This is a genomic window from Leifsonia sp. McL0618, assembly GCF_049994905.1.
In the GTDB taxonomy this organism is placed as follows: domain Bacteria; phylum Actinomycetota; class Actinomycetes; order Actinomycetales; family Microbacteriaceae; genus Diaminobutyricibacter.
This window is the reverse complement of sequence record NZ_CP188258.1, coordinates 2,169,079-2,188,194: the sequence shown is the minus strand read 5'-3', so window position 1 is coordinate 2,188,194 and position 19,116 is coordinate 2,169,079. Positions and strand designations below refer to the sequence as shown.

Here is a 19,116-nt window from a genome sequence, read left to right as displayed (position 1 = left end):
GGCCTAGAGGATTTCGAGGTTCGTCTGCAGCTCGTACGGGGTGACCTGCGCACGATAGGCGTGCCACTCCTGCCGCTTGTTCAGCAGCACGTAGTTGAAGACCTGCTCCCCCAGCGTTTCGGCGACGAGCTCGGAATCCTCCATCAGCGAGATGGCGTGGTCGAGGCTCGCGGGCAGCTGGTTGTAGCCCAGTGCGCGGCGTTCGGCGTCGCTCAGAGCCCAGACATTGTTCTCAGCCTCTGGCGGGAGCTCGTAGCCTTCTTCGATTCCCTTGAGTCCCGCGGCGAGCATGAGCGAATAGGCCAGGTACGGGTTCGCCGCAGAATCGATCGCACGATACTCGACGCGAGAGCTCTGGCCCTTGTTGGGCTTGTAGAGCGGTACACGCACGAGCGCGGACCGGTTGTTGTGACCCCAGCACACGAAACTCGGAGCCTCGTCGCCGCCCCACAGTCGCTTGTACGAGTTGACGAACTGATTGGTCACCGCGGTGATCTCAGGCGCGTGCCGGAGGAGACCGGCGATGAACTGCCGACCGATCTTCGACAACTGGTACTGGGCACCCGCTTCGAAGAACGCGTTGGTGTCGCCCTCGAAAAGCGACATGTGCGTGTGCATGCCCGAACCCGGGAAGCCCGACAGCGGCTTGGGCATGAACGTCGCGTAAACGCCCTGCTCGATCGCCACCTCTTTGATGACCGTGCGGAAGGTCATGATGTTGTCGGCCGTGGTGAGGGCGTCCGCGTAGCGCAGGTCGATCTCGTTCTGGCCGGGACCGGCCTCATGATGGCTGAACTCGACGGAGATGCCCAGGTCTTCGAGCATCCGGACCGAGCGCCGGCGGAAGTCGTGAGCGGTGCCGCCGGGAACGTTGTCGAAGTACCCGGCCGAGTCCACAGGGTCAGGACCTTCAGGCCCGAACTGCGAGGACTTCAGCAGGTAGAACTCGATCTCGGGGTGTGTGTAGAACGTGAAGCCGCGGTCGGCGGCCTTCTCGAGGGTGCGCTTGAGCACGTTGCGCGGATCAGATACCGAGGGCTGCCCGTCTGGCGTCGTGATGTCGCAGAACATGCGGGCGGTCGGGTCGACCTCGCCACGCCACGGGAGGATCTGGAAAGTCGTCGGATCGGGATGCGCGAGAAGGTCGGACTCGAACGCACGGGTGAGGCCCTCGATCGCCGACCCGTCGAACCCGAGACCCTCGGCGAACGCGCCCTCGACCTCTGCCGGCGCGATAGCCACCGACTTGAGGGTGCCGACGACGTCGGTGAACCACAGCCGCACGAACTTGATGCCACGTTCCTCGATCGTGCGAAGAACGAAGTCGCGCTGCTTGTCCATCCTGCCCCTTTCGTCAGCCCTCCTAGGTTACTGGTTGGACGACCCAAATCGCGCCGAACCGCGCCACCGGTGGATCGTTAGACTGAGCGCATGTCAGACCTTTCACCGGGCCCATCGCTCCCCGACCTGAAGCGGGTGCGCACCAGGCACTTCCAGGCAGCCAAAGAGCAAGGCATCAAGATCACCGGGCTCACGAGCTACGACCAGCTGACGGCCCAGATCTTCGACGCAGCCGGGATCGATTTCCTGCTCGTGGGCGACTCGGCGGGTAACAACGTACTCGGCTACGAAACGACTCTCCCGGTCACGATCGACGACCTCATCCCGCTCACGCGCGCTGTCGCCGGCGCGGTCAAACGGGCCTTCGTGATCGCCGACATGCCGTTCGGGTCGTACGAGACCGGTGCGCTCGAGGCGCTGCACACCGCCATCCGTTTCATGAAGGAGACCGGCGCCCATGCGGTCAAGCTCGAAGGCGGCGTGCGCAGCGCGGAGCAGATCGGACGCATCGTCGACGCGGGCATCCCGGTGATGGCGCACATCGGGTTCACGCCCCAGAGCGAGCACGGGCTGGGCGGTCACATCATCCAGGGCCGCGGAGCGGGTGCCGAGCAGCTGCTCGCCGACGCGCATGCGGTCGAAGACGCCGGTGCGTTCGCCGTCGTCATGGAGATGGTTCCCGCCGAGGTGGCCGCACGGGTCACGGCCGAGCTGCGCATCCCTACCATCGGCGTCGGTGCCGGGCCGCACGTCGACGGCCAGCTGCTCGTCTGGACCGACTGGGCGGGCTTCAGCACAGGCCGCATACCCAAGTTCGTCAGGCAGTATGCCGACCTCAAGGGCATCCTCTCCAACGCGGCGACCGCATACAAGGCCGACGTCGAAGGCGGCGCTTACCCAGGTCCTGAGCATTCATACGAGTAGGGCGCACTCAGAGGAGCAGAGCGCCCACCTGGGCGGCGTTCGCCGACTTAGCGGTCGTCGCGAGCGTCCTCTTCAGCCCACTTCGCGCTGTTCTCGCGGAGTTTCTCGAGTGCGTGCTCAGCTTCGACACGGGTGTCGAACGGCCCGACCCGGTCGGGTGCCGGTGAAATGAAGCCCTGCTCCACCGCGCCGGTCTTCATGTTGTACCAGTAGCGATGCTCGGCATCCTGAGTGATGCCGTGGTTGTTCTCGGCGGTCATATCCTTGATCCTATGCCCAAGGATTCCGCCGGTCACCTCGTTCCGGGGCTCATCTCCCCGATGCGGTCCGTTCCCGGGAGCATTCCGCGACCGGAATACGTCGGGCGCCCGGGTCCGACGCCATCCGCGAGGGGCGACGTCTACACTCCGGCCGAGATCGACCTCATCCGCGAGTCGGGACGCATCGCCGCTGTGGCGATCGAACTCGTCGGCGCCGCCGTCAGGCCGGGGGTCACAACCGGCGAGCTGGACGCCATCGGCCACGAGTTCCTGATCGCGCACGATGCATACCCCTCGACGCTCGGCTATCGCGGCTATCCCAAGTCGATCTGCACCTCGGTGAACGAAGTCATCTGCCACGGCATCCCCGACGACACGGTGCTCGACGAGGGAGACATCGTCAACATCGACATCACGGCGTTCAAGAACGGGTTCCACGGCGACAGCAACCAGACCTTCATAGCCGGAACCGCATCCGAAGCCGTCACCGAGCTCGTCGACCGGACCAGGGAGGCGCTGAACCGCGGAATCAAAGCGGTCGCCCCCGGCCGCCAGGTGAATGTCATCGGACGGGCCATCGAGTCGTATGCCAGGCGATTCGGGTACGGGGTCGTGCGCGACTTCACCGGGCACGGGGTCGGGGCTGCGTTCCACTCCGGCCTGATCATCCCCCACTACGACTCGGCTCCCGCCTACGCCACCGAGATGCAGGTCGGGATGGTCTTCACCATCGAGCCCATGCTCACCCTCGGCACCAACGAGTGGGACATCTGGTCCGACGACTGGACCGTCACGACCCGCGACAAGAGCATCACAGCCCAGTTCGAGCACACGCTGGTCGTCACCGAGCGGGGCGCTCAAGTGCTCACGCTGCCCTAGAGGGTAGATTTTCGGTATGACCTCGCAGACGACCGCAATCGGAATCGACATCGGCGGAACGGGAATCAAAGGGGGTCTCGTCGACTTGTCGAGCGGCGAGCTCATCAGCGAACGGGTGAAGCTCCCCACTCCTGCTGGAGGCAAGCCGGCCGACATCGTCGAGACGACGAAAGCGATCGTCGCGCGGCTCGCGGCCGAAGATCCAACGGCGCCTGTGGGGGTCTGCTTCCCCGCGATCGTGAAACACGGCTTCACGATGTCCGCCGCGAACGTGTCCAAGAAGTGGATCGGACTCAACGCTGAGGAGCTCTTCGAGACCGGGCTCGGTCGCAGCATCCATTTCGTGAACGACGCGGATGCTGCAGGCTACGCCGAATCCCAGTTCGGCGCGGCCAAAGACAAGGCGGGCCTCATCATCCTCACGACACTCGGCACCGGGATCGGTTCGGCGCTCATCTACAACGGGGTCCTGATCCCCAACGCGGAACTCGGCCACCTCGAGATCGACGGGGCGGATGCAGAGTCGCGCGCCTCCTACGCAGCGAAGGAACGCGAAGAGCTGACCTGGGAGCGTTGGGCGAAAAGGCTGCAGCGTTACTACTCGCACGTCGAATTCCTGTTCACGCCAGACCTCTTCATCGTCGGCGGCGGCGTCTCGAAGAACTACCAGGAATTCATGCCCCTTCTCGATCTGAAGACGCCGATGGTCCCGGCGGTGCACCGCAACAACGCGGGCATCCTCGGCGCAGCTGCCCTGGCAAGGCCCGGCGCCGCCTAGCGGCGGGGCACCCATGACCGGGATGGGTTACTGCGTCACCCTCGACCCCACTTCCGACCCCGAGTAGTTGCCGCCCGAAGCGTTGATCGCAATAGATTGGCAACGAATCGCCTGCGGCATCCACCTTGTGGCAACCAACCACTCGGCCTCGAGACGCCGCCCAATTGGTTGCCACACAATGCGAGTTGCGCGGCGGGGGAGCGTAATACGTGGCAATCAATCGCCGCAGGGAAGGGTGAATGGGCCGGCTGGTACGCCGGGTTCTGTCCGGGCGCGTAAGCGCCGTGGACGGCCATCTATCTCGGGACTACGTTGCCGCAGCCCTCCAGCGGTCTACCCGGGAACTCGGCGAGCAGCCTCAACGTTCCCTGTCTGACCTTGCTCCGGGCGAGGTTTACCGAGCCGGCCGGGTCGCCCCGGCCGCTGGTGGTCTCTTACACCACCGTTTCACCCTTACCGCAGCGCCCGAAGGCGCGCGGCGGTCTGTTTTCTGTGGCACTGTCTCGCGGGTTGCCCCGGGTGGGTGTTACCCACCGCCCTGCTCTGTGGAGCCCGGACGTTCCTCGGCGGCCCGCCGAAGCGGACCGACGCGACCGTCTTGCCGGCCCATTCGCCTCTGATCTTACCGGTGCGCCTTTTGCGCACCACGCAGCAGCGGGTCGGATGCGCGTCAGAGGCCCGATTCTTCGTTGCGGATGAGGATGGCGCTGCTGTCGGGGCACAGCACGACGTCGTCGGGGGCTGCGCGCCGGATCACCGCGAGGTCGGACTCGGTCAGCTTGACGTTGCTGCCCATCGACACCCCCCGGACCAGGAGGGCTGCACCGATGCCGTAGCGCGCCCGCTGCTTCTCGTACAGCTCGACGAGTTCGGCCGGGATCGCACCGGCGATGGCCGCCCGGTCTTTCGCAAGCGCTTCGCGCTGGGCGTCGAGCTTGCCCTTCTCGTCGGCACGGGCGGCTTCGAGTGCGCCGACTCTCGCAGCAAGCACGGAACGCTCCTCGTCAATGTCGTTGACGATCGTCTCGAGCTCTTCGATACGTTCCATAACCGTCAACTCGATCTCTTCAAGGTCGCTGCGGCGCTTACGCAGCGCCGCGAGCTCCGTCTCGAGCGCCTGCACGTCTTTCACGGAAGACGTGTGCTGGAGCCTGCCGGAGTCACGCTCGATTCGCGCTTCGACCACCTCGACATCCGACTCGGAACGCTTGAGCTCGGTGCGCGCATCGTCGAGCTCACCCGTGCGGGCGATCCACCGCGACCGGATGGCATCGACTTCGGGCGCGATCGCGGCCAGCTCCGCCGTCTGGGGAAGGTTCGCCTCGGCGTGCTGCAGCTGCTGGAGACGCGTGTCGGCCGTCTGGAGTCTGAGCAGTTCGTTCTGGGCGGCGGGGCTGGCTTTCACGGGTTCCTGACCTTCGATCGTGTTTCGGTGGTGCTGATGCGGTGAACGGTGCGGATCATTGGACGACCGCGAAGTCCCACGGGTCAGTACGGGTTTCGCTCACAGTCACGGTGAGACCGGGCAGCGCTTCAGTGAGCTGTCGCGCGGCGGTCTCGAGCCACAGCCATTCGCTCGCCCAGTGCGAGACGTCGATCAGGGCCGGGCCTCGACCGATGCGGGCCTGCTCGCGGGCTTCGGATGCGGGATGGTGGCGCAGGTCGGCAGTGATGTAGACGTCGGAGCCGGTCACGGCATCCGCTGACAGCAGCGAGTCGCCCGCTCCCCCGCACAGGGCCACGCGGTGCACGGACTGGTTGTAGTCGCCGGCGACGCGCACGCCTCCGGCGGTCGGTGGCAGGATCTCCGCGAGCTCCCGGGCGAGATGCCCGAGTGAGATGGGCTGGGGAAGGACTCCGACACGGCCGATGCCGGTCACGCCGTCTTTCGCCGGCACGATGGGCGACACATCGAGAAGGCCGAGCCGGTTTGCGATGACAGAGGAAACGCCATCCGAGACGACGTCGGCGTTCGTGTGTGCCGCGAGAAGTGCGCAGTTCGCCCGGATGAGGCGAGCGAGAAGTGCGCCCTTGTACCGGTCTTCGGCGACGCTCGTCACGCCCCGGAGCAGAAGCGGATGATGGACGAGAAGGAGGTCCGCGTCGGCCTCGATCGCCTCGTCGACCGTGTCGCCGACAGCGTCGACAGCGAGGAGCACGGTGTCGATCGTCTCATCCGGGTCGCCCGACACCAGGCCCGGTGCATCCCAGCTTTCCGCACCGGACAGGGGCCAGAGGCGCTCGACGGCTTCACGAACGGCTGCAAGTGTGTGGGGCACGAATAGAGCCTACTTGCTGGCCACCGGGGCGTGACGGCGCAGGCTCACTCGGCCCGCTCCTGGCGCCGCACGCCCGGGATGCCGGCGACGATGGGGGTGATCAGTCCGAGTCCGAGCGCCACGAGTACTCCGATGTTGCTCATGCCGAGGTCTCCGTCGGGGTTGACGCCGATCAAGCGGTAGAGGAACCCTTCCCAGTGCAGCCACGCCATGCTGGAGCGCACGAGCCCGAGACCGATGATGCTGGCCACGACCAACATCGCCAGGTTCACCCAGTTCCAGTCGGGGTAGACCCCTCCGCTGCGCACCAGGGACTCCGGATGGAAGCGACGGGTGCGGATCATGACATCGGACGCGAACAACCCAGCCCAGGCAGCGACAGGGACGGCGAGGGTGGTCGGCAGTCCGAGGACTCCGGTGAAGTCCGGCACGACGGTGAGGAGCACGGTGCCGACGATCGCGATTCCGGCCGCGACGAGCAGAACGCTCCAGCGTCGTTCGAGGCGCAGTCCCAGTGCCTGGAGGCTGAAACCACCGGAGTAGATGTTGAGCACGATCGCCGATACCAGGCTGACCACGACCGCGAGGAGCAGCGGTACCGGGTACCAGGCCGGAAGCCCGAGCTGGGTGAACGCACGCACCGGATTATGGGCGAGATCGGTTGCGAGCCCCGGCTGCGATGCGGCGAGCAGGCCGCCGTAGGAGATCAGGACGAAGGGGGGAAGCGCGGCGCCGAAGGTCGCCCAGAGCATCGCGGCCGCACCGGACGACTCCGGGCGCTGGTAGCGCGCGAGTTCCGCGCTGCTGTTCGCCCAGGCCAGCCCGAGGTAGCTGAAGACCAGGACAGCACCGGTGACGACCTTGAGCCAGACGGCGTCCGGCTGCGCGAGTGCGACGCCGAAATGGACGGAGCGCCAGGTCACGGCGATCATCCCGACAATGAGCACGGCGGATGCGATGGTGACGACGAGCTGCACCCGCGCGACCAGCGCGTACCCGAAATAGGCGATCAGTGCGGCGATCACGATGGCGGCGATGAGGGCCCCGGCGGTGGGAATCAGCGGATCGACCACGACTCCGAGCGACGTGAAGAGAGACGCAACGGCCGTTGCGACGAGCCAGAGCAGTACAGCGCCCCAGAAGAGCCTGGTCACGAGCGCGAGGGCCGCGGGAAGCACGTTGCCCTTGATTCCGAAAGTCGCCCGCGAGACGACCATCGTCGGCTGCCCGCTCCATTTTCCAGCGAGCGTGCCGAGCCCCAGCGGGAGGAACGAGAGGGCGACGCCGATGAGTGTTGCGACGATCATCTGTCGCAGGCTCAGCCCGAACGAGAAGAGGAGCGCACCGACTCCGACACTGACGAGAGATGACGTAGCGCCGAACCAGAGCCAGAACATGCGCGCGGCGTGTCCCACCCTCCGATCGAGTGGGGTCGGTTCGAGTGATTCGCGTTCAGGCTGGAAGACGGGTTGCGGAACCGGCTCGCCGTCGAAGAGGACCTCTTCGTCCGCCCCGACCCGCGGGCTTGGCATGGGGGCAAGAACAGCGGCGGAAGCGGCGGTGATCCTCACATCGTCCGCGTCGTCCTCGAGTTCGGCGTCTATTCCGGCGCGGATCACCGTCTGTGCCTGGGTACTGGTCGGTTCTGCGATCGGCAGCGGGACGGAGTCAACGCTCAGAGGCGGAAGGGCGACAATGCTCTCCGCGGCGATCGCAGCGACCTCCGGAGCGGTCGGGGACGACTCGTCGGTCTGCGCGGCAGGCACCGTCTCGCCAGGCAACGGGACAAGGTCGAGGGGCTCATTCGACCCGATCGGCACCACCGGTTCGGCCGGCGACCCGGGTTGCGGCGGCCCGGACCCGGCGGGCGCGGCGTCAGCCGTGCTTTCAGGCTCGGTCGGCTCGGTCGGCTCGGTCCGGCTCACAGGTGGCGGCGTCGGCTCGCGGATGACCGGCATCACACCGGTGGCGATCGCGACCGGTGCAACCCAGCTGCTGAAGGTCGGTTCGGGCTCTGGCGCCGGCGGTGCAGGTTCGCGTGGGTTGAGGATGTCGTCGAAACTGTGCGCCGCTGCAATGGCAGTCGGCGCAGTCGCGTCATCCGGCTCGGCCTGCGCTTCGGGCTCCGGCTGCGCGGCGGGCTCGTTCTCGGGGGCGACCTCAGGCTCGGGCTCGGCGACAGGCTCGGGTTCAGCGACGGAGTCGGGTTCCTTCTCCGGCTCGGTTGGGACGGGCTCATCCTGGAACTGGATGGGGATGGCCATGGTCGCAGCCCGCACGGCGAGCACTTCTTCGAGCCTCTCGATCGCACTCAGAGTGTCGCCTTTCGTAGCGATGTCATCGTCGATCAGCTTCACCACCTGGTCGTCGCTCAGGATGACGACATCGGGCGGTGCGGATTCAGCGGGCGCAGATTCCGGCGACGCGGGCGGCGCCGGTTGCTCCGATTCCGGCGACCCGGATTCCTGCGATCCCCGCTCCGGCGACGCCTGTTCCACGGCTTGGGCCTCCGGCATCGCGATGACCGGCATGCTCATCGTCAGCTCTGAAACCTGCTGCTCGAGCGCGCTTGCGAGTTCGTCGTCGTCGTGAACCGGGGCGATGTGTTCGTGCGCGGGAGCATCATCCGATCGCGCTTCCGTGCCCCCGTCAGGCCGCTCTGCGGGCTGACCGACCGGTTTGCGGCGCACCGGTGGCGTGTACGTCGCCCGCCGCCGGCCGGGCTCGTACACGACGGGGACGTCGTCGCCGGCCTCATCGCTGCCCATGGGAAAAGCCTAGCGACGCCCACCGTCTGTGGAGCCGGTTCACCGCTCGTTTTCAGGCCGCTTGCGGCTTTGCGTGACGCCAGTCCGGGGGTGATGCGCGCGTCGCGGCTCTGCTCGTCGTACCATCTACTCGATGAGCGCCACGATCCTGACTCCGTATGAAGACCTGCTGCGAGACACCCTCGAGAACGGCTCCCCCAAATCCGACCGCACCGGCACCGGCACCCGCAGCGTCTTCGGCCGACAGCTGCGCTTCGACCTCGCCGACGGCTTTCCCCTGATCACGACCAAGCGCGTGCACTTCAAGTCGATCGCCTACGAGCTTCTCTGGTTCCTCCGGGGCGAGAGCAACGTCGGCTGGCTTCGTGAGAACGGCGTGACGATCTGGGACGAATGGGCCGACGGCCAGGGCGAACTCGGCCCTGTCTACGGCGTGCAGTGGCGATCGTGGCCGACCCCGGACGGCAGTCACATCGACCAGATCAGCCAGGTGGTCGAGACGCTGCGCACCGACCCGGATTCACGGCGCATCATCGTCTCGGCCTGGAACGTCGCCGAGATCCCGAAAATGGCGCTGGCTCCGTGCCATGCGTTCTTCCAGTTCTATGTCGCCGACGGCCGGCTTTCGTGCCAGCTGTACCAGCGCAGTGCAGACCTGTTCCTCGGGGTACCGTTCAACATCGCGAGTTACGCCCTTCTGACACACTTGGTCGCTGCGCAGGTCGGTCTGGAGCCCGGCGAGTTCATCTGGACCGGTGGTGACTGCCACATCTACGACAATCACATCGAGCAGGTCACCGAGCAACTGTCGCGCGATCCGTTCCCGGCGCCGCACCTGCGGATCCTCACCGAACGCGCCAGCATCTTCGACTACCGATTCGAGGACTTCGCCGTGGAGGGCTACCAGCACCACCCGGCCATCCGCGCCGCGGTCGCAGTGTGAGCGTCGCGCTCATCTGGGCCGAAGCCCGCGGAGGCGTCATCGGTGCGGGCGGGACCATGCCCTGGCACCTTCCCGAAGATCTGGCACACTTCCGAGCTGTCACCGGCGACTCCACCGTCGTGATGGGACGACGCACGTGGGAGTCCCTTCCTGAACGGTTCCGCCCGCTGCCGGGGCGGCAGAACATCGTCGTCACCCGTCAGGCTGAGTGGAGGGCTGAGGGAGCGTCGACGGCTCACAGCCTGGATGAGGCGATCACCGCATCCGGAACCGATGCGGACGCGACGATCTGGGTCATCGGTGGCGCGGAACTCTACGCATCGGCGATCACCCGTGCCGATCGCCTCGACGTCACGGAGATAGACCTCGACGTCGAGGGGGACACCTTCGCCCCGACAATCGGTGACGAGTGGACGGCAGCACACTGCGACCCCCCGACGGGCTGGCACGTCTCCCGCACCGGGCTTCGCTACCGGTTCGTGCGGTACGAACTGCCGAAGGCCGTCGTTACGCGGTAAGCCCGACGACGAGGTTGACCGTCGTGGCCAGGATCACGGTGCCGAACACATACGAGAGCAGTGTGTGCCTCAAGATCGTCTTGCGTACGCGAACGCTGGAGACGTTCGTGTCAGAGACCTGAAAGGTCATGCCGAGTGTGAACGAGAGGTAGGCGAAGTCGCTGTACTGCGGCGTCGCCTTCTCGTTGAAATCGATCGGCCGGGAATCGTCGTCGAAGTAGAGCTGCGCGTAGCGGAGCATGTAGAGCGTGTGGACCAGGATCCACGACAGCACGACACTCACGACGGCGAGCACGGCCAGTGCTCCGCGTTCGAAACCGTGCAGCGTGTGAGCCTGCACCAGGATGACCACGATCGCGACGACACTGGCGACGCTGGCGATCAGCAGGAGCAGATCGGAGAGTCCACGTCCCGGATCCTCGCGCTTCGCGTGGGCGACGGTCTCTTCAGGATCGTAGCCCCAGACGACGATCCAGACCCAGACGATGTAGATGACGCAGGCGGCCGCCCAGCCGCCGACGAGGGCGTACGACCAGGGGTTCCGGCTTCCGATCAGGAGGGCGACGATGATCCCGACGACGAATGCGATGCTCATCCGCAGCCGGGAGCGCCCGCGCACAGGTTGGTCGACTGAAGCCACGACCTGATGGTCGCATATCCTCCGCGCAATTCCCCGACGGCGCGCGCGCCGGACGATCAGCATGAACAGGTGCAGAAGCCGGGCGGATCGACAGAGGCGTCGGGGCCGTCGCGCGGCTACGATCAGAGCGTGACAGCAGCAAGCGCACCGACCGGAACCCCACTGAGCGAACGCACCACCGACGAACTCCGCGCGCTTCACGCGGACTTCTCGGCGCAGTATGAGGCCCTTGCCGCCCGCGGCCTCAAGCTCGACCTGACACGGGGCAAGCCGTCAGCCGAACAGCTCGACCTCTCGGGCGAACTCTTGTCCCTGCCGGGAGCCGGGAACTTCCGCGACCAGGCGGGAACCGACCTGCGCAACTATGGCGGCCCCCTCGGCCTTCCCGAGCTGCGCGCGATCTTCGCCGGTCCGCTTCGCGTTCCGGTCGGACAGCTCCTCGCCCTCGGCAATGCGAGCCTCGCCCTCATGCACGATGTCATCGTGCAGGCACTCCTGCACGGGGTTCCTGATGGCGTGCGCCCCTGGTCGGGCGAGGAGACCATCACCTTTCTTGCTCCCGTGCCCGGCTACGACCGTCATTTTTCGATCTGCGAGCGCTACGGCATCCGTCTGATCGCTGTGCCGATGACGGAGGAAGGGCCCGACGCCGAGGTCGTGCGGAGCCTGCTCGCGACGGACCCCACGATCAAGGGAATGTGGTGCGTCCCGGTGTATTCGAACCCGTCGGGCGTCGTCTACAGCGAGCGGATCGTCCGTGAACTCGTGTCCGCACCTGCGGCGCCCGACTTCCGTCTTTTCTGGGACAACGCATACGTCGTGCACCACCTGACCGATGCCCGCCCCGAGCCGATCGACGTGCTGGCACTCGCCGCCGAGGCCGGCCACCCCAACCGTCCGTTCATCTTCGCCTCGACGTCGAAGGTCACGTACCCCGGCTCCGGTGTCTCGTTCTTCGGCGGCTCGCAGGCCAACATCGACTGGATCGTGCGCAACATGTCGGTCCAGACGATCGGGCCTGACAAGATCAACCAGCTTCGGCACGTGCAGCTGCTTCGGGACGAGGCGGGCGTCGAGGCGCACATGGCGCGCCACCGCGCTATCCTGGAGCCGAAGTTCGACGCTGTCGATGCGATCTTCCGGGAACGGCTCGCGCCCTTCGGCGCAGGCACCTGGACCAAGGCGGCAGGCGGCTACTTCGTCAGTCTGGATGTGGCCGACGGATGCGCGAAACGGGCGGTCGCGCTCGCCGGCCAGGCAGGCATCGCGGTCACGCCCGCCGGGGCGACGTTCCCGTACGGCGACGATCCACGCGACCGCAACATCCGCATCGCCCCCACTTTCCCCGCACTGGACGAGCTGCGCGCTGCGCTCGACGGGTTCAGCACCGCGGTGCTGCTCGCCGAGACCGAGGCACTGCTCGCGCGCTGACCGGAGAGCGCCTAGGCCAAGGCCTGCATGGCCACGGCGCGGACCGGTGCCCCGTCGGCTCCCTCGAAGGCGAGCGGGAGCAGGCTGATGAACGGCTCGTCGAAGTCGATCGCTGTGAGATTGGTGAGGTTCTCGCTGATGATCCCGTGGACGCCTGCGATCAGGTGGTGCACGGGAAAGCCTTCTCCGGGGTGCGCATCGTCGGGCGTCTCATCGATGTTGATCGCGTCGATGCCGAACGTGCGCACGCCGGCGTCGATCATCCGCCGGCACGCTTCGGCGTCGAGGAACGGGTTGTCGAAGTACGCCCGGGTTCCGTAATGAGCGCTCCACCCCGTCTTCAAGAGAACGATGACACCAGGAGAGAGCAGATGTGCGACCGGTTCGACATGCGCCCACGTGATCCGGCCGCGCGGCCCGAGGCCGGTCGCGTCGACGATGACGCCGGTGCCCACGAACCGGTCGAGCGGGATTTCGTCGATGGACGGCGCGCTGTCGACGAAATGGTATGGCGCGTCGACATGGGTGCCGGTCTGCGATCCCATGTGCACGCGCAACAGGTTGAAGCCGTCCCTCGCGATCGTGGCATGAACTGAGAATTCAGGGACGGGGTCGCCCGGGTAGATCTGGGTTGCGTCTCCCACGACCACGGAAAGGTCGACCACCCGGTTTATCTTCATAATCAAGAACCTTTGCACATCAGGCAGATCGGAGCATCGGATGATCGACTGGGTACTGGTCTCGAACCTTGCGACCGCGGTCGGAACCTCTCTTCTCGCCGTCGCGACCTTCGTGGCCACGCGGTCGGCCAACCGATCAGCGCGAAGTGCCGAGCGTGCGCTCCTCGAAGGCCTGCGCCCCATCCTTCTCCCCTCGAACTGGAGCGACCCCGCGCAGAAGGTCCGCTATCTCGAGGGCAGATGGGTCATCGTGCGCGGCGGTCGGGCATCCGTCGAGCTGACGTCGGAAGCCATCTACGCTGTGCTCTCGCTGCGCAATGTCGGCAGTGGCCTGGCCGTACTCCACGGGTGGTACATTCCGGACGACCCACGCGCCGAACACGCCGACCCGTCCGAGTTCTACCGTCTTGCCCGCGATATCTACGTGCCGACCACCGACCCCGGGTTCTGCCAGATCGCGATCCGCGACCGCGAGTCGCTGTTCTCGCAGCGCATCCGCCGCGACCTCGCCGGCGAGGACCAGTTCGTCGTCGACGTGCTCTACAGCGACGCGGAAGGCAGCCAGCGCGTGATCTCCCGCTTCCTCGTTTCGAGGGGGCCCACCGAGCACGCCGATGAGGGAGAGGAGTATGCGCTCACCGTTTCGCGGCACTGGAACCTCGACCTCCCGGCCCCGCGAAACTGAGAGAATCGGCGTCGATCAGGCGCGTCGGGCTTTTCCAACGCGCCGTGCATTGTCCACCTCGCGTTCAGTTTCTGCTGATGGGATTGGCTCATGAGCAAGCCGGCGCTGGCAGCACGGATCGCGGAGTACCCCCGTCCGAGCCATTTCCTGGTCCACCTGAGCGACACACACCTCATCACCGGCGACGGCCTGCTCTATGACTCGGTCGACGCCGACGCCCACCTCCGCCAGATCTTCGACGAGTTCGAGCAGGCGGGTGCGCGACCGGAAGCCGTCGTGTTCACGGGTGACCTGGCCGACAAAGGCGACCCTGCGGCCTACGCGAAGCTCAGGTCGATCGTCGAACCGGTGACGCAGCGCCTGGGGGCACAGCTCATCTGGGTCATGGGCAACCACGACAACCGGGCAGCCTTCCGCTCGGAGCTGCTCGATCTGGCACCGTCGATGGCGGCCATCGACCGGGTGCACGACGTGAACGGACTTCGGGTGATCGCACTCGATTCGACCGTGCCCGGTGAACACTACGGTGAGGTCACCGGCGCCCAGCTCGACTGGCTTGCCGAGGAGCTCGCGATCCCGGCGCCGCACGGAACGATCCTCGCAATGCACCATCCGCCGGTTCCGAGCATGCTCGACCTCGCCGTCTCCGTCGAGCTCCGCGACCAGGCGTCGCTGGCCGAAGTGCTCGAGGGCTCGGATGTGCGCAGCATCATCGCGGGCCACCTCCACTACTCGACGAACGCGACTTTCGCGGGCATCCCGGTGTCGGTCGCCTCGGCGACCTGCTACACCCAGGACCTCAACGTCCCCGTAGGCGGAACCCGCGGGCGTGACGGCGCACAGGCTTTCAACCTCGTGCACGTGTACGGATCGACGGTGTTGCACTCGGTCGTGCCGGTCGGCCACTATCCGACTGTGTCGTATGTCACTCCAGAGGAGTCGGCGGAGCTGCTGCGGCGTTCGAAGATCTCGATCCCGCCGGCGATTCCCGCCGTTCCGGTCGGACGCTCGACCTCAGCGTCGAGCGAACCTCCCACCACCCCGATCGGCATTCTGGCCGGAGTCTGAGGCACCGCCTCAGGCGACGCTCTTCTCCCAGGGCGCGGCAATCGGGAAATACTTCTCGAGAAAATCGAGCACGAGCGTCGCGCGCTCTTCCGCAGAGACCTCGGGAAAGCTCCCGTCGTTGAGGCAGAAGAAGTCGTAGTCACGCGCCTTGAGCATCCCGGGCAGCGATGCCAGGTGCGCCCGCGACGTGGTGTCGACGTAGCGGACACGGGCCGCCTCCTGCTGCACTGCGCGCCCCGTGATCAGCGAGAAGTAGTGGTACAGCGAGTTCGTCACCGAGATGTCGGTGGCGGCGCGGAAGGCGCTGCGCTGGGTTCGTGCGAAGTCGTCGGCGAACTCCCGTTCGAGCTCGAGCAGGACGCTCTTGCGCAGCGGTGTCGCGGCATGCTCGAGGTGACGGGTGATCACGACGCCGAATCGATCCCACAGCAGCTGTCTGTTGACCCGCGCAGCGTTCTCGAAACCGCTGCGGGCCGGGTCGCTCTCCCCCAGCCCGATACGCGTGGTCGCCTCGATGAACTTGGTGACTCCACCCGGAGAGAAGAACATGCTGGGCTGCACAGGACGGCCGAAGAACATGTCGTCGTTCGAATAGAGGAAGTGCTCGCTCAGCCCGGGGATGTGCTGGAGCTGGCTTTCGACGGCCTGCGAATTATGGGTGGGCAGGGCGCTCGGGTCGCTGAAGAACTCCTCGCTGGGCACGATGGTGACCGACGGATGCTCGGCAAGCCATGCCGGACGGGGCGAGTCGGTGACGATGAAGATGCGCCGCACCCACGGTGCGAAGAGATAGACGGAGCGCAGGGCATACTTGAGCTCGTCGATCTGGCGGTAGCGGGCTTCGGAGTCGTCGCCCTCACCGACCACGTAGCTCTTCATCCGCTTGGCGCGCTGCCGCTGGAATTCGATGTCGGTGCCGTCGACCCAGGAGAAGACGAGGTCGATGTCGAACCGGACATCCGAGGCGTGCGGGTCGAACATCCCCCGAAATGTCAGCCACGTTCGTCCGTAGAGTTCGACGGTCGTGCGGATCGCCTCCGATCGCGGCAGCAGGCGACGCGTGAGCGAGTTCTCGACAGGGCAGTCGATGACATCGTCGCCGAATCGCCAGAGCTGCAGCTCGACGCCGGTCGATGCTCCGTAGCTGAGACCGCCGACCGGGACGATACGAGGACGGTAGAGGCGGAAGATGCGAGCTTTGCGCTTCGACGACAGGGCGCCATCGGCGACGAGGACCGGGCGCGCCTTGCGGTCGTCGATCGTCTTCGAGTACAGCGGTTCGTCGGCGCAGGCGCGCGCCAGCGCCGTCTCTACGCGACCCTTGAGCGACTGGTCGACAGCGATCACTGGACGCTCGTCATTGCCGCGCACCAGCAGGTACTCGATGCCTGCCGCGGTCAGGATGTCGCCGATGAACAGCAGGTCGGTGACAAGCGCCTGGTGGGGGGTGAGCTGGTTGTTGACCAGGCGTGCAACACCCTTGCGGATGACCACGTCGGGTCGGTTGTGCGTGTTCGGCCACGAGCGTGGCGTGGCACCGTCGCCGCCGCTCGGCCCGAATTCTCCGTCCGGCTCAGTCGCCGGTTCCAGGGCCAGGTTGTGGGTCGCTGCGCTGCCAGTGGTCATGTTCCCCGATCGAAATACGTCGCTCCAGCCGGCCGGAATCGCCAGTGAAGTCGCCGCGACATTCGCGACCGGACTTCGTGATCTTACACCGGTGAAGGCGAAGCAGCAGTCGTACTCTGGCCGACCGAGTCAGCGGGCATGTGTGAGCTGTGCATCGATGTACGGCGCCAGAGCGCGCGAATAGTCGGCACTCAGATGCGAGTAGTCGCGGTAGACGATGACCGAACCGACCTGCGGGTAGCACCAGGTCGCATCGCAGAACTGGTGTAGCAGCGACAGCTCGGTGATGCCATGGGACGCCATCTGGTGAGCTGCCCTGGTGATGTTCATGTTCGCCGGGATCCCCTGTGCGAGCGGTACCGCACATGCCATCGGCTGTGCGGGATGCTGTGCGAGGCAGTCCGGCACGTAGGCGCCGGACGTGCGGGGCACGTCATCGAAGACGTCCACCTTCTTACCCGCCGAGATCCAGCCCTTCCACACGTCCTCGAAGCCTTGGGTTGCGGGGTCGGCCATCGGCCGGTCCTTCGGCGCGGTGAATGTGTATGCCGACGAGAACGACGCCGTGAAGATCCTCGAGATGCTCGGGTCGTCCAGCAGCTTCGTGTTCAGCCTGGCCACCCAGTCCGAACAATCCTTCTGGTGGGAGGCTGTGCTCTCGTTGGGCAGCACCCGGAGCGCGAACGACACAGGACACGAGGCTTTCGCGAACGTCACGACATGCCAATTGTGGGTTCTCGCGAGTGCCTCGATGGCCGGGAACCAGGCAACGGCGTGCGAATCGCCGACGATGGCGACGGTGGCAGCGGCATCCTTCACGGACGCTCCCAACGTGCAGGAGACGAGGTTCGAGCCCTGGTAGTCCGCCTGGCATCCGGGATAGCGGGGGGTGTGGTTCTCAGAAGCGACCTGCGCAGGCGACGGATTGGGGGAATCCTTGCCGGTCACGGGACTGCACTTGTTGTACGGGTTGAGTGCGCCAGGGCCGTAACACGGTTCGGCCCGGGCGGCCGCGTCGAGCGGGACCGACCCCGTCGGAACCATCACGAGGGCGATGCACATCGCCGCGACGGCAAGCATGGAACTCAGGGCGAAGGCATAGGTGCGTCGATTCGTCCTCAGCAGGCGCCCCGTGCGAAGGGGATCTTCGAGCAGCACCTTCGTTCCCCAGGCGAGAACAATCGTCGCGGCAAGGATGCCGACGCGACTGAGCGTGCCGAGGTCGTGACCAAGGATGTACGGCAGCACGATGATGAGCGGCCAGTGCCATAGGTAGGCGCCGTAAGAGATGTCGCCGACGAAGGTCATGGGACGGATGCTGAGCAGCCGCCAGGGTCCGAACGACACGCCCGGGCGGCAGAACATCAGCACCAGCGCTGTGCCGACGGTGGGAAGGAGCGCGGTGTACCCGGGGAACGGGGTGCCGGCGTTGAACGTCAACAGTGCCGCTGCCACCATCGCCAGGCCGGCCCACGACAGGGCCGCTTTCACCACCGCCGGCAATGGCCGGATGGTGATCAGCGCCACCAGCGCACCGACCGTGAACTCCCACACGCGGGCCGGCGTGACGAAATAGGCTGCTGCCGAGTCGATGGACGTGATGTACACGGAGTAGCCGAGCGAGAGCACGCCGATCACGCCGAGCCCCCACACCAGCACCGTCTTCGGAGAGCCGAGCCGGCTCGGCTTCCTTTGCGCCGAAGCCTTGCGGAGGAAGGCGCCCAGTGCGAACAGGCCGACCAGGATGAGCGGCCAGAACACATAGAACTGCTCTTCGACCGACAACGACCAATAGTGTGTTGCCACCGTCGACCCGGCGTGCAGTGCCGAATAGTCGACAGCGTCTGAGGCGAGGACCCAGTTCTCGACATAGAACGCGCTGGCTGCGACCTGTCTCGCCGTCGGCTCCCATACCGTCGCAGGCGCCCAGATGAAGACCGCGATGAGCGAGACAGCCAGCACGAACAAGGCCACGGGCAGCAGACGCCGGATGCGTCGGCCCCAGAAAGCAACGAAGCGGATGCGGGACAGGCCTTCGAGTTCCCGGAACAGGTGCGACGAGATGAGGTAGCCGGAGATGACGAAGAAGATGTCGACACCGACGAAGCCACCGGGCAGTCGGGCAGGCCACAGGTGATACAACACGACTGCGAGGACCGCGATCGTGCGAAGCCCCTGGATCTCGGGACGGAATCGGTTCGCGGCAGTCCTGGGGAGGTCAGCAGCGACCGACATCGTTGTATTTGCTGCAGCCACGAGTGCACATCCTAATCGACGCGCGGGGTTATGCTGCCGC

The 19,116-nt window shown here is 66.1% G+C and carries 17 protein-coding genes and 1 other RNA gene; 8 read left to right on the top strand and 10 right to left on the bottom strand.

What is annotated here, in order from left to right:
* Positions 1 to 3: 3 nt before the first annotated feature.
* Positions 4 to 1,341, bottom strand: a complete 1,338-nt coding sequence (glnA, locus tag ACPPVQ_RS10485; protein WP_426515045.1) for a type I glutamate--ammonia ligase — start codon at positions 1,339 to 1,341, stop codon at positions 4 to 6.
* Positions 1,342 to 1,431: 90 nt separating this feature from the next.
* Between glnA and panB the strand changes: the two genes are divergently transcribed.
* On the top strand, positions 1,432 to 2,265 hold the full coding sequence (gene panB, locus ACPPVQ_RS10480; protein ID WP_426515044.1) for a 3-methyl-2-oxobutanoate hydroxymethyltransferase: 834 nt from the start codon (positions 1,432 to 1,434) through the stop codon (positions 2,263 to 2,265).
* Between the two features lie 47 nt (positions 2,266 to 2,312).
* Here panB and ACPPVQ_RS10475 read toward each other — a convergent pair whose 3' ends face one another.
* Positions 2,313 to 2,525 carry an SPOR domain-containing protein gene (locus tag ACPPVQ_RS10475; protein WP_426515043.1) on the bottom strand — a complete coding sequence of 71 codons (213 nt, stop codon included), beginning with the start codon at positions 2,523 to 2,525 and terminating at the stop codon, positions 2,313 to 2,315.
* A 12-nt stretch (positions 2,526 to 2,537) separates the two neighbouring features.
* On the opposite strand from ACPPVQ_RS10475, the gene map reads away from it, so the two are divergent.
* Together map and ppgK are read left to right on the top strand one after the other, a co-directional pair.
* The gene (map, locus tag ACPPVQ_RS10470; protein ID WP_426515042.1) at positions 2,538 to 3,404 is read left to right on the top strand and encodes a type I methionyl aminopeptidase; all 867 of its coding nucleotides are present in this window, start codon (positions 2,538 to 2,540) and stop codon (positions 3,402 to 3,404) included.
* A 16-nt stretch (positions 3,405 to 3,420) separates the two neighbouring features.
* Complete coding sequence (ppgK, locus tag ACPPVQ_RS10465) at positions 3,421 to 4,182, top strand: polyphosphate--glucose phosphotransferase (protein WP_426515041.1); 762 nt, start codon at positions 3,421 to 3,423, stop codon at positions 4,180 to 4,182.
* A 236-nt stretch (positions 4,183 to 4,418) separates the two neighbouring features.
* On the opposite strand, the gene rnpB is transcribed toward ppgK, so the two are convergent.
* The 4 genes from rnpB to ACPPVQ_RS10445 form a co-directional block, all read right to left on the bottom strand.
* Positions 4,419 to 4,791, bottom strand: an RNA gene (rnpB, locus tag ACPPVQ_RS10460) — RNase P RNA component class A.
* Between the two features lie 61 nt (positions 4,792 to 4,852).
* On the bottom strand, positions 4,853 to 5,587 hold the full coding sequence (locus tag ACPPVQ_RS10455; RefSeq protein ID WP_426515040.1) for a zinc ribbon domain-containing protein: 735 nt from the start codon (positions 5,585 to 5,587) through the stop codon (positions 4,853 to 4,855).
* Positions 5,588 to 5,642: 55 nt separating this feature from the next.
* Positions 5,643 to 6,461, bottom strand: a complete 819-nt coding sequence (locus ACPPVQ_RS10450; protein ID WP_426515039.1) for a Nif3-like dinuclear metal center hexameric protein — start codon at positions 6,459 to 6,461, stop codon at positions 5,643 to 5,645.
* 44 nt (positions 6,462 to 6,505) lie between these two features.
* Complete coding sequence (locus tag ACPPVQ_RS10445; RefSeq protein WP_426515038.1) at positions 6,506 to 9,229, bottom strand: cytosine permease; 2,724 nt, start codon at positions 9,227 to 9,229, stop codon at positions 6,506 to 6,508.
* A gap of 133 nt (positions 9,230 to 9,362) precedes the next feature.
* Between ACPPVQ_RS10445 and ACPPVQ_RS10440 the strand changes: the two genes are divergently transcribed.
* On the top strand, positions 9,363 to 10,172 hold the full coding sequence (locus ACPPVQ_RS10440) for a thymidylate synthase (RefSeq protein ID WP_426515037.1): 810 nt from the start codon (positions 9,363 to 9,365) through the stop codon (positions 10,170 to 10,172).
* Positions 10,169 to 10,690, top strand: coding sequence for a dihydrofolate reductase (locus tag ACPPVQ_RS10435; RefSeq protein WP_426515036.1), 522 nt, complete (start codon positions 10,169 to 10,171; stop codon positions 10,688 to 10,690). Before ACPPVQ_RS10440 ends, ACPPVQ_RS10435 begins: the two co-directional genes overlap by 4 nt.
* Here the strand turns inward: ACPPVQ_RS10435 and ACPPVQ_RS10430 are convergent.
* On the bottom strand, positions 10,680 to 11,330 hold the full coding sequence (locus ACPPVQ_RS10430) for a DUF1345 domain-containing protein (protein WP_426515035.1): 651 nt from the start codon (positions 11,328 to 11,330) through the stop codon (positions 10,680 to 10,682). The genes ACPPVQ_RS10435 and ACPPVQ_RS10430 overlap by 11 nt on opposite strands.
* Positions 11,331 to 11,459: 129 nt before the next feature.
* On the opposite strand from ACPPVQ_RS10430, the gene ACPPVQ_RS10425 reads away from it, so the two are divergent.
* Entirely contained in the window at positions 11,460 to 12,761 is a 1,302-nt protein-coding gene (locus tag ACPPVQ_RS10425) for an aminotransferase class I/II-fold pyridoxal phosphate-dependent enzyme (RefSeq protein ID WP_426515034.1), read from the top strand.
* 11 nt (positions 12,762 to 12,772) lie between these two features.
* On the opposite strand, the gene ACPPVQ_RS10420 is transcribed toward ACPPVQ_RS10425, so the two are convergent.
* On the bottom strand, positions 12,773 to 13,441 hold the full coding sequence (locus tag ACPPVQ_RS10420; protein ID WP_426515033.1) for a cyclase family protein: 669 nt from the start codon (positions 13,439 to 13,441) through the stop codon (positions 12,773 to 12,775).
* Between the two features lie 40 nt (positions 13,442 to 13,481).
* Here ACPPVQ_RS10420 and ACPPVQ_RS10415 point away from each other — a divergent pair, with 40 nt between their 5' ends.
* Positions 13,482 to 14,126, top strand: coding sequence for a hypothetical protein (locus tag ACPPVQ_RS10415; protein WP_426515032.1), 645 nt, complete (start codon positions 13,482 to 13,484; stop codon positions 14,124 to 14,126).
* A 90-nt stretch (positions 14,127 to 14,216) separates the two neighbouring features.
* On the top strand, positions 14,217 to 15,194 hold the full coding sequence (locus ACPPVQ_RS10410) for a phosphodiesterase (protein WP_426515031.1): 978 nt from the start codon (positions 14,217 to 14,219) through the stop codon (positions 15,192 to 15,194).
* Between the two features lie 9 nt (positions 15,195 to 15,203).
* On the opposite strand, the gene ACPPVQ_RS10405 is transcribed toward ACPPVQ_RS10410, so the two are convergent.
* Together ACPPVQ_RS10405 and ACPPVQ_RS10400 are read right to left on the bottom strand one after the other, a co-directional pair.
* Positions 15,204 to 16,820 carry a stealth family protein gene (locus tag ACPPVQ_RS10405; RefSeq protein WP_426515030.1) on the bottom strand — a complete coding sequence of 539 codons (1,617 nt, stop codon included), beginning with the start codon at positions 16,818 to 16,820 and terminating at the stop codon, positions 15,204 to 15,206.
* A 129-nt stretch (positions 16,821 to 16,949) separates the two neighbouring features.
* Positions 16,950 to 19,076 carry an acyltransferase family protein gene (locus ACPPVQ_RS10400; protein ID WP_426515029.1) on the bottom strand — a complete coding sequence of 709 codons (2,127 nt, stop codon included), beginning with the start codon at positions 19,074 to 19,076 and terminating at the stop codon, positions 16,950 to 16,952.
* Positions 19,077 to 19,116 lie beyond the last annotated feature (40 nt).